The following is a 9,327-nucleotide window of genomic DNA, read 5'->3' as shown; positions in this document are numbered from 1 at the left end:
TTGGGGATCTTGGCCCCGATCGCCTGGAACTTCGCGGGCGACTCGAGGAACTCCTTGATCTCCTGGAGCTCTTCGATGGCCTCGTCCACGCCGGCCACGTCGTCGAAGGTGACGCGGTTCTTGTTCTCGGTGAGCAGGCGCGCCTTGGACTTGCCGAAGCCCATGGCCCCGCGGGCGCCGCCCTGCATCTGGCGCATGAAGAAGATCCACACGCCGATCAAGAGCAGGATCGGCAGGCTGTTGAGGATGAAGCCCAGGAGGGTGAAGCCGCCGGCGGCCTTCACGGAGATGTCCGCGCCCTGGCTTTCCAGCCGCTTGACCAGGTCATCCTGGTTGTTGGGGGTGATCGCGGTGAAGGCCTTGTTGGATTGGTCGGTGACGATCACCTGGGCGCCGCGGATCTCGGCCTTCTTGACCTCGCCGGAGTTCACCTTGGCAAGCAGCTGCGAATAGGTGACCTCGCCTGCGGCGGCGCCGCGACTGCCGCCGGTCACCATGCTGTAGAGGCCGATCAGGACGACGACAATGACGCCCCAGATGACGAGATTTCGCAGGTTCATCGATTAAGACCGTCTCGGAAAGGGTTGCCGGGCTGGTTCTAGAGATAGGGGTGCAAGCGCCGTTCCACCAGCGACCGCACGCGAAGGCGGATAAGCGAAAGGCCGCGCTTTGCAGCGCGGCCCTTCAGAACTAGCGAGCAATCACGCCCGATATGAGGCTCTAGCGGCCCGGCGGCTTCTTCGGCGCCGCGATCAGGCCTTCGCGCTGGGCCCGCTTGCGGGCCAGCTTGCGGGCCCGGCGAACGGCCTCGGCCTTTTGGCGAGCGCGCTTCTCGGAGGGCTTCTCGTAGTGGACGTGCCGCTTCATTTCGCGGAACGAGCCTTCGCGCTGCATCTTCTTCTTCAGCGCCTTGAGGGCTTGGTCGACGTTGTTGTCGCGGACAAAAATCTGAACCAGGGTTCTATCTCCTGTTGAACGCTTACCGCCCGGCCCCCTTGGTCCCTACGAAGGGGCGGCGGCGAGCGAACAAAAGTCACATGGGCAAAAAACTTGAGGCCCGGAGGTTCTAAGGCCTTCGGGTTCGAGCGCGGCGGGATATCAGAAGCCCGCGGCGATGTCCACGGCGAGACGCGCAGTGGCGCAGGATATAGACTGGCTTTCATGACCGAAATCGCCGCCGGCTGGGCCGAAACCACCGAACAGCAGGTGCTGGACCAAGCGCTGCGGCTGGTTCCTCAGGCGGGCTGGACCCGGCGAATGGCGGTGATGGCCGGACGCGCGGCGGGGCTCAGCGAAGGCGAGACCGAGCTTCTGCTGCCCCACGGCCCCGCAGACCTGGCCGCCCTGCTCACCCGCCGCCACGACGCCCGCGCGCTGGCCGAGCTGGCGGACGTGGACCCGGCCAGCCTGAAGATCCGCGAGCGCATCCGCCGGGCCTGCGAGGCCAGGCTGGACGCGGCGGCGGCGGACGAAGCCGTGGTGCGCAGGCTCAGCGGCTATCTGGCGCTGCCGATAAACCTGGGGCTGGCCGGGCGGCTGACCTGGGAGAGCGCCGACGGCCTGTGGCGCTGGGCCGGGGACGTGGCCACCGACGAGAACCACTATTCCAAGCGCGCCATCCTGGCCGGCATCCTGTCGGGGGCCCTGGCCATCCGCCTGTCATCCGGCCGCCAGGCGGCGCTGGCGTTCGTCGACCGCCGGATCGAGAACGTCATGGCCTACGAGAAGTGGAAAGCCACCACGAAATTCCGACCTGAGAGCCTGCTATCGGGGTGGGCCGAAGCGCTGGGCAAGATGCGCTATGGCCGCGCGCCGCCGACCTAGAGCGGCCTGACCTTGTTCACATGGCCCATCTTGCGGCCGGGCTTGGCGGCGCGTTTGCCGTAGAGGTGCAGGCGGGTCTCCGGCTCCGCGGCGAGCTTGCTCCAGGTGTCGGCCTCGTCGCCCAGGAGGTTGAGCATCTCCACCTGGGCGATGGCCCGGGTGGGACCCAGCGGCCAGCCGGCGACGGCGCGGATGTGCTGCTCGAACTGGTCGACCTCGCAGCCGTCCTGGGTCCAGTGGCCGGTGTTGTGCACCCGAGGCGCGATCTCGTTGACCAGCAGGCGGCCGTCGCTGAGCTCGAAGAGTTCGATGCCGATCACCCCCACATAGTCGAGCCCGGCCAGGATACGCGCAGCGATCCGCTCGGCCTGTTCGGTGAGCGCCGGCGCAGCCCGGGCAGGCGCCAGGCTTCGCCGCAGGATGCCGTGCTCGTGGTGGTTCTCGGCCAGGGGATAGACGGCGGTGGCCCCGTCGCGGCCGCGTGCGGCGATCACCGACAGCTCGCGGACGAAATCGGCCGGCGCCTCGACGATCACCGGCACGGACCCCAACTCGGCGAAAACGCGGGCGGCGTCGGCGGCGTGCTCAACCCAACGCTGACCCTTGCCGTCGTAACCGTCGCGGCGGGTCTTCATCAGCGCCGGCGCGCCGATACGGGCCACGGCGTCCACGGCGGCTTCGGGGCTATCTGCCGCGGCGAAGGCCACGGTGGGGGCGCCGTTGGCGTTGAGGAAGGTCTTCTCCTCGAACCGATCCTGGGCCACGGCCAGCGCCAGGGGTCCCGGCGCCACATCGACGCCCATGCCCACCAGGCTGGCGACGGCGGCGGCGGGGACGTTCTCGAACTCGTAGGTGACCACGTCGGCGACGGCCGCCAGCGCGGCCAGGGCGGCGGCGTCATCGTAGGCGGCGACGATGGTGTGGGCGCAGACCCGTCCGGCGGGAGAATCGGCCTCCCGCTCCAGCACCACCACGTCGAATCCCAGCCTGCCGGCGGCGAGCGCCAGCATGCGGCCGAGCTGGCCGCCGCCCAGAATGCCGATCATCGAGCCCGGCTGGAGCGGGAGGTCGGCCATGGCGCGTCAGGCGTCCTCGACCGTCTCGGGGATGCTGGCGGTCTGGCGCGCGGTGAACTCGGCCATCCGCTGAGCCAGGCCGGCGTCCGACAGCGCCAGGATCCTGGCGGCCAGCAAACCAGCGTTCTTCGCGCCCGGCTCGCCGATGGCCAGGGTGGCCACCGGAATCCCGGCGGGCATCTGGACGATGGAGAGCAGGCTATCCATGCCCTTCAGCGCCTTGGATTCGATTGGCACGCCCAGCACCGGCAGGTCGGTAAGCGAGGCGGTCATGCCGGGCAGGTGAGCCGCCCCGCCGGCCGCGGCGATGATCACCTTGAAGCCCTGGGCCTTGGCGCCCTTGGCGAAAGCGTACATGCGCTCTGGCGTGCGGTGGGCGGACACCACCTTGGCTTCGTAGGCGACGCCGAGGCTGTCCAGCATCTGCGCGGCATGACGCAGGACCGGCCAGTCGGAGCGGCTGCCCATGATGATGGCGACGGGCGCGGATGCGGCGCTCATGTCTTTACGCGGTCCTGACAGCCTGGCCGGAAGGCGGCGGAGTATAGGCGCCGCCTTTGCGTGGGCAACCAAGGAAGGATAGATTTCTCGCCAGTTATCGCGGGCGTTGAGTCGCAACACCCTTTTGGGGGTCCGGCATGAAGATTACCGGCGCGCGCAACCAGCCTTTCTCGGCGATCCGCAAACGCGCCCTCACCGAGGCGGGCGCGGTCACCCCCTCGCCGCCGGCGCGCGCCGACACCGCCGCGTTCCTGGGCCTGACGGAACCCGAACTGACCCCTGCCGTGCGCGGTGCGGTGCGGACCCTGCTGGGCGAGATCGACGAACTGCGCGGCGAGGTGGCGCGGCTGCGGGCGCGGTTGCTCGAGATGGAGGGCCTGGCCGACCGCGATCCCCTGACCCCGCTGCTAAACCGGCGCGCCTTCATGCGCGAGCTGGCCCGGGTGCGCACCTTCGCCCAGCGCTACGGCTCGCCGGCCAGCCTGGTCTATTTCGACCTGGACGGGTTCAAGCGGGTCAACGACCGGTTCGGCCACGCGGCGGGCGACGCGGCGCTGAAGGCGGTGGCCGAGCGGCTGGCCGCCAATGTGCGTGACAGCGACGTGGTGGGGCGCATGGGCGGCGATGAGTTCGCGGTGATCCTGGTGCAGGCCGACCACATCGTGGCGGAGGCCAAGGCCGAGGCCCTGGCCCGCGCCATCGAGGCCGAGCCCATGGCGTTCGGCGACTGGTCGGCCCCCCTGCACATCTCCTACGGGGTGCGCGAGATCAGCCAGGATTCCGAGCCGGAAATGCTGGTCGCCGAGGCCGACGCGGCCATGTACCTGCGCAAGCGCGCCCGGCGGATCGCCTAGACCTTTGGCGATGGAGCCTTCAGGCGATGATGTCGGGGTTCAACAGATCCTCGATGCGGGCGATCTCGTCCTTGAGCGTCAATTTCTTGCGCTTCAGGCGGCTGATCACCAGCATGTCGGGCAGGGGCGAGAGCGCCAGGGCCTGGATGGCCGCATCGAAGTCGGCGTGATCCTGGCGAAGCTCGGTGAGCTTCAGCTCCAGGGCATCGTCGGAGAGGCTGGAGATGTCCATCATCGCGGGCTCGATCCTAGCCCAGAGCCGCGGCCAGCGCAGCCAGATCTGCGTCCGGTGCGGGCTTTCCCCAGGCCAGGCTGGCGGCGGTGAGCGCGGTAAGCGCCGCGGCGCCGCCGGCCTGGCCGCCGGCCAGGCCGGCCAGAGTCTCCATCAGCACCCGTTCGGCCCGCAGTTCCGCCGCCTTGACGTCCTCGCGCAGGCCCTCGCGGGCGGCGTCGGAAACCGGGGCCAGCGGCGACTTCAGGGCCCGGCGGACCTCGCGCAGGCGATCCAGCGCCGTGCGCTCCCAAGCCTTGGCGGCCTGCGCGCCGGCCGCCAGTTGTGCGGGGTCGGCGAGTTCGGCCCAGACCGCCCACAGGAGGTAGGAGGTGTTCTGGCCGTGGACGTCCTGCAGGGCCAGGCAGGCTTGCGGCACGCCCGGGCGGGCGTAGGCGGCCAAGGCCCAGTTCCAGACGCCCAAGCTCAGGCCTCGCCCTGCAACGGGCCAACGTCGCGCCCCCAGCGCTTCACCGGCGCCCAGGCCAGGCCGAAGAGATCCAGCGCGCGGCCCACGGACTGGTCGACCATCGCCTCCAGGCTGGCGGGGCGGGCGTAGAATGCCGGCATCGGCGGGGCGATCACCGCGCCCATCTCGGCCAGCCGCACCATGGTGCGCAGGTGGCCCAGGTGCAGCGGGGTCTCGCGCACCATCAGCACCAGCATGCGGCGTTCCTTGAGCACCACATCGGCGGCGCGGGTGAGCAGGGACGAAGTCACGCCGGTGGCGATCTCGCTCATGGTGCGCACCGAACAGGGCGCGACGATCATGCCGAGCGTCGGGAAGGAGCCGGAGGCCACCGCCGCGCCCACATCGGCGGCCTTGTGGACCACGTCGGCGCGGGCCTGGACGTCGGCGACGGAAAGATCGGTCTCCTGGGACAGCGTCAGGGCGGCGGCGCGGCTCATCACCAGGTGGGTCTCGACGGCCAAGTCGCGGCAGGCGTCCAGCACCCGCAGGCCATAGACCATCCCGGAAGCCCCGGAGATACCCACCACCAGCCGCGGGCGATCAGGGCCAGTTTGCTCAGGTTTCGACATCTGGGAGATCTCCAACGCCTGAACAGCAGGCGCCGCTCCAGCTACACCGACTGCAAACATATGTGATCTGACAGCGACGCAAAGCGGGTGTTCACTTCGCGACTGTCCAACTGCGAGGAGACATACCGTCATGGCCGTAGAAGCCAGGATCCGTGAACTCGGGTCCCGCCACCAGTCTCTCGACCAAGCCATCCAGGACGAACTGCGCAGGCCCTACGCCGACGATATCCGCCTCAAGGAACTCAAGCGCCAGAAGCTTCGGCTGAAGGAAGAGATGGAAGCCCTGCGCGGCCAGATGCACTAGGCCCTTCGATCCCTCCCCTTGGCGGGGAGGGACGCCACATCAGTCTTCGGCGTGCTCCGCCTCGTCTTCCCGGGACGCGGCCTCAGGCGCGTCATGCTCAACCGCGCCGGCCTCGGACGCCGGACGCAGCGTCGGACCCGCGGGCTCGACGATGCCCTTGCGCGCGTCGTCCTTGGCCTTCTTGTCGGCGGCCTTGCGCACCACCGCGTCCAGCTCGAGCTGGGTGGAGAGGCCCAGCGTCACCGGATCGACCGGCTTGATGTTGGCCGAGTTCCAGTGGGTGCGGTTGCGCACCTGGTCGATGGTCGCCTTGGTGGTGCCGAGAATCCGGGCGATCTGGGCGTCGGTCACCTCCGGGTGGTTGCGGACGAACCAGGCGATGGCGTCGGGACGATCCTGGCGGCGCGACACTGGCGTGTAGCGCGGCGCCTTCTTCACCGGCTTGAGAAGCTCCGCGTGGCGGCTCTTCTGGGCGATCATCCGATACTTGGAGTCCTGCTGGGCGGCGTCGAGCTCCTCGCGGGAGAGCTGGCCGTTGGCGATGGGGTCGGCGCCGCGGATATCGCGCGCCACTTCGCCGTCGGCGATGCCCTTGACCTCCAGCGGGTGCAGACCCGCGAAGTCGGCGATCTGGTCGAAGGTCAGCGAGGTGTTGTCCACCAGCCAGACGGCGGTCGCCTTCGGCATCAGGATGTCGGTCATGGAGCGTTCCGTTCGGTCGGTTTCCGATTGCCGGAAATGAAGCCGCCCGGCCTTTCGGCCGGGCGGTGAGAGTGGGTCCTATAGGCCGGATGGGGCCGCATGAAAACGGGTATTGTGGCGCAGGCGACCGGCCGCCTAGCCGCCGAATATCCAGCCTTCATTGAGGGCTGAGTACTGCACCCCAACCAGGATGACCTGGTCGGCGGACGAGCCCAGGGTGACGACGGTGTCGGCCCCCACCTGGGCCACGGTGTAGGTGGTTCCGGCGTAGAGGTTTATGCGGTCGCCCTCAGCCTGGCTGAAGTCGAGGATCCGGTCGATGCCCGAGCCGGTGAAGGCGTGGAACAGGTCCGCGCCCGCGCCCCCGGTAAGAGTGTCGTTCCCCCGGTCGCCGGCGATGAAGTCGTCACCGGCCCCGCCGCGCACGATGTCGTCGCCCTGTCCCCCGCGGACCACGTCATTGCCGTCCGAGCCGTCGATGGTGTCGGCGCCCAGGTTGCCCAGGACGATGTCGTTGCCGGCGTCGCCGTTGAGCACGTCGTCGTTCTGGCCGCCCACCACCCAGTCGTCGCCCAGACCGCCTGAGGCGGTGTCGTTGCCGATGTTGCCGTTGATGTCGTCGAAATCCGCCCCGCCGCTCAGCGAGTCGTTGCCGTCGTCGCCGCGCAGATAGTCCGCGCCCTCCGCGCCGATCACCGTGTCGTTCCCCGCGCCGCCGGCGATGTTGTTGGCCAGGGGGTTGCCGGTGATCGCGTCCGACCCCGAGCCGCCGCGGGCATTCTCGATCTTGGCGCCCTTGGCGATGGCCACATTGCCGGTCAGGCCGGCGACGTTGGAGAAGAAGCCCTCACGAAGCTCGATCTGCTGGGCGGGCGCGTACCCGGAGAAGTCGAGGGTATCGACGCCGCCGGCGTCCCAGACGGCGAACACGAGGCGGTTGGAGTTGCTCGCGGAGATGAACCAGGGCCGGTCGGCGTTGGAGTTGAAGCCATAGACCGTGTCGCCCGTGCGGGTGGCGAAGTTGATCCCGTACTCCAGCTGGGCCGCGGCGATGTCGTCCAGCAACGGGGCGGCGGAATAGGCCCCGCCAAAATAGGCGCCGGTGTTGGCCTCGTTGAAGTAGCTCATCACTGTGTACTGGCGGCTATCCTCGAAGTAGCCAGCGTTGGCGTCATAGGTGATCGCGCCGCCGCCGGTCGAGTCGTACACCGCCGGGTGGGCCAGGCCGATGGCGTGGCCGATCTCGTGCACCAGCACCATGCCGCCATAGTTGCCCACGGTAGGCGTCACGTTGGACGCGATGGTCGACCTGACCCAGACATCGCCGGCCCGCGAACTGGCGCTGGTGGAGCCGGGATAGTAGGCGAACGCCGAGGCCCCAGTGACTCCGGCTGTATAGTTGCTGAAGAGGATCGTGGCGTTGTCCGAATAGGCTTCCTCGCCGCTCGCGCCGAAGCCCGCGCGCACAAAGCGGATGTTCGCCACATCGGCCCAGCCGTTCAGCGCCAGCTCGGCTTGGACGATCTGATTGGCGTTGAACCGTTCGAAACCAGAGGAATCGTCCGGCATGGTCGCAGGCGCGTTGGCCCGGAAGCCGTAGGAGACCGTGAAGCCGACGCCCAGGGCCGACGACCAGCCCGGATCGCCGCGCACGATCTGGAAGGCGGCCTGATCGATGGTGAGGTGGCTCTTGCCGTTGGCGGCGGCGCCGGTGCGCTCGTCCGCATTGGCGTAGGCCTGCGGCCGGAAGCCGCCATCGCCGGCGTCGTCCACGACCACGGCGGCGCGCGAACAGACCGGGCAGGCGCAGCGAAGGGTGGAGCCGGTGTCGGCGACGTGGTCATAGCTGAGGCCGTCAGAGCCGAGCGAGGGGAAGGCTTCGATTGGCATTCTAGCACTCTAGCTTGCCCATCCCCTTCATTTATTAAGGGAAAAGCTTAATTCCCGCAACGGGCGAGTCCGCGGCGCAAGCGCACACATCCGAAGGAGGAGTACGCAGACGGGCTTCATCCGGACGCGGAATGCGACAAGCTGACGCAGGCGTCAGAGCGGGACGCGGCCGACGATCTGCAGCCCGTAGCCGCCGGAGCCCGGCAGCACCGTCTGGGACGAGGTCAGGAGCAGCATCTCGCGCACCCCCAGGTCGAGCAGGATCTGCGCGCCGATTCCGTAGTCGCGCAGGATGTTCTCGCTCTGGCTGGCGTCGGGCTGGCCATAGCGTTCCGAGAGCCAGGCGGGGTTTGAGTCCCGGATGAACACCGCGACGCCGGCCCCGTCGTGATCGGCGATGGCCTGCAGGGCGCGCGGGACATAGTCGCGGCGGGCCTCCACGTGGCCGAGCATGTCGGCGGCGAAGTCCACCCGGTGCATGCGCACCAGGGTCGGCTTGTCGGCCTCGATGCGGCCCTTGGTGAGCACCACGTGCTCGGTGGAATCCAGCACGTTGCGGTAGATCACCATCCGGAAGCGGCCGCCGTAGGCGCTGTCGAACGGCGTCTCCAGGACGCGCTCCACCTGCCGCTCGGTGCGGCGGCGGTAGGCGATCAGGTCGGCGATCGTGCCGATCTTCAGGCCGTGGAGCTGGGCGAAGGCCACCAGGTCCGGCAGCCGCGCCATGGTCCCGTCGTCCTTCATGATCTCGCAGATCACGCCCGCGGGATTCAGGCCCGCCAACCGGGAAATATCGACGGCGGCCTCGGTGTGGCCGGCGCGGACCAGCACCCCACCGTCGCGGGCGACCAGCGGGAAGACGTG

General features: G+C 68.9%; 13 protein-coding genes. 3 read left to right on the top strand and 10 right to left on the bottom strand.

Annotation, left to right across the window (positions count from 1 at the left end):
• Together ACLL81_RS06060 and rpsU are read right to left on the bottom strand one after the other, a co-directional pair.
• A partial coding sequence (locus ACLL81_RS06060) for an ATP-dependent metallopeptidase FtsH/Yme1/Tma family protein (protein ID WP_411287450.1) occupies positions 1 to 560 on the bottom strand: 560 nt, incomplete at its 3' end.
• 160 nt (positions 561 to 720) lie between these two features.
• A complete protein-coding gene (rpsU, locus tag ACLL81_RS06055; RefSeq protein ID WP_166573050.1) occupies positions 721 to 957 on the bottom strand; it encodes a 30S ribosomal protein S21 in 237 nt (78 codons plus the stop codon).
• A gap of 204 nt (positions 958 to 1,161) precedes the next feature.
• On the opposite strand from rpsU, the gene ACLL81_RS06050 reads away from it, so the two are divergent.
• Positions 1,162 to 1,824: a COQ9 family protein gene (locus tag ACLL81_RS06050; protein ID WP_411287449.1), complete on the top strand. Its 663-nt coding sequence runs from the start codon at positions 1,162 to 1,164 to the stop codon at positions 1,822 to 1,824.
• Here the strand turns inward: ACLL81_RS06050 and ACLL81_RS06045 are convergent.
• Both ACLL81_RS06045 and purE read right to left on the bottom strand, forming a co-directional pair.
• The gene (locus ACLL81_RS06045) at positions 1,821 to 2,900 is read right to left on the bottom strand and encodes a 5-(carboxyamino)imidazole ribonucleotide synthase (RefSeq protein ID WP_411287448.1); all 1,080 of its coding nucleotides are present in this window, start codon (positions 2,898 to 2,900) and stop codon (positions 1,821 to 1,823) included. The two genes, ACLL81_RS06050 and ACLL81_RS06045, sit on opposite strands and share 4 nt — an antisense overlap.
• 6 nt (positions 2,901 to 2,906) lie before the next feature.
• The gene (purE, locus tag ACLL81_RS06040; protein WP_411287447.1) at positions 2,907 to 3,401 is read right to left on the bottom strand and encodes a 5-(carboxyamino)imidazole ribonucleotide mutase; all 495 of its coding nucleotides are present in this window, start codon (positions 3,399 to 3,401) and stop codon (positions 2,907 to 2,909) included.
• A 137-nt stretch (positions 3,402 to 3,538) separates the two neighbouring features.
• Between purE and ACLL81_RS06035 the strand changes: the two genes are divergently transcribed.
• Complete coding sequence (locus ACLL81_RS06035; protein ID WP_411287446.1) at positions 3,539 to 4,255, top strand: GGDEF domain-containing protein; 717 nt, start codon at positions 3,539 to 3,541, stop codon at positions 4,253 to 4,255.
• A 19-nt stretch (positions 4,256 to 4,274) separates the two neighbouring features.
• On the opposite strand, the gene ACLL81_RS06030 is transcribed toward ACLL81_RS06035, so the two are convergent.
• Genes ACLL81_RS06030 through ACLL81_RS06020 form a run of 3 tightly spaced genes read right to left on the bottom strand, consistent with a single transcriptional unit; the run spans position 4,275 to position 5,567 of the window.
• A complete protein-coding gene (locus ACLL81_RS06030) occupies positions 4,275 to 4,490 on the bottom strand; it encodes a YdcH family protein (protein ID WP_411287445.1) in 216 nt (71 codons plus the stop codon).
• 13 nt (positions 4,491 to 4,503) lie between these two features.
• Positions 4,504 to 4,950 carry a TIGR02444 family protein gene (locus tag ACLL81_RS06025; protein ID WP_411287444.1) on the bottom strand — a complete coding sequence of 149 codons (447 nt, stop codon included), beginning with the start codon at positions 4,948 to 4,950 and terminating at the stop codon, positions 4,504 to 4,506.
• Between the two features lie 2 nt (positions 4,951 to 4,952).
• The gene (locus ACLL81_RS06020; RefSeq protein ID WP_411287443.1) at positions 4,953 to 5,567 is read right to left on the bottom strand and encodes a UbiX family flavin prenyltransferase; all 615 of its coding nucleotides are present in this window, start codon (positions 5,565 to 5,567) and stop codon (positions 4,953 to 4,955) included.
• Between the two features lie 130 nt (positions 5,568 to 5,697).
• Between ACLL81_RS06020 and ACLL81_RS06015 the strand changes: the two genes are divergently transcribed.
• Positions 5,698 to 5,871, top strand: coding sequence for a YdcH family protein (locus ACLL81_RS06015; protein WP_411287442.1), 174 nt, complete (start codon positions 5,698 to 5,700; stop codon positions 5,869 to 5,871).
• Positions 5,872 to 5,910: 39 nt separating this feature from the next.
• Here the strand turns inward: ACLL81_RS06015 and ACLL81_RS06010 are convergent, their stop codons facing one another.
• The 3 genes from ACLL81_RS06010 to ACLL81_RS06000 all read right to left on the bottom strand — a co-directional run.
• Positions 5,911 to 6,573 carry a DUF1013 domain-containing protein gene (locus tag ACLL81_RS06010; RefSeq protein WP_411287441.1) on the bottom strand — a complete coding sequence of 221 codons (663 nt, stop codon included), beginning with the start codon at positions 6,571 to 6,573 and terminating at the stop codon, positions 5,911 to 5,913.
• 135 nt (positions 6,574 to 6,708) lie between these two features.
• Positions 6,709 to 8,463 (bottom strand): M10 family metallopeptidase C-terminal domain-containing protein, encoded by a 1,755-nt coding sequence (locus ACLL81_RS06005; RefSeq protein ID WP_411287440.1) that lies wholly within the window; start codon positions 8,461 to 8,463, stop codon positions 6,709 to 6,711.
• Positions 8,464 to 8,616: 153 nt separating this feature from the next.
• Positions 8,617 to 9,327, bottom strand: a 711-nt coding sequence (locus ACLL81_RS06000) for a 3,4-dihydroxy-2-butanone-4-phosphate synthase (RefSeq protein ID WP_411287439.1), incomplete at its 5' end; no start/stop codon positions are given.

The sequence above is a fragment of the Phenylobacterium sp. genome (assembly GCF_046590535.1).
In the GTDB taxonomy this organism is placed as follows: domain Bacteria; phylum Pseudomonadota; class Alphaproteobacteria; order Caulobacterales; family Caulobacteraceae; genus Phenylobacterium.
This window is presented reverse-complemented; position numbering and strand designations above follow the sequence as displayed.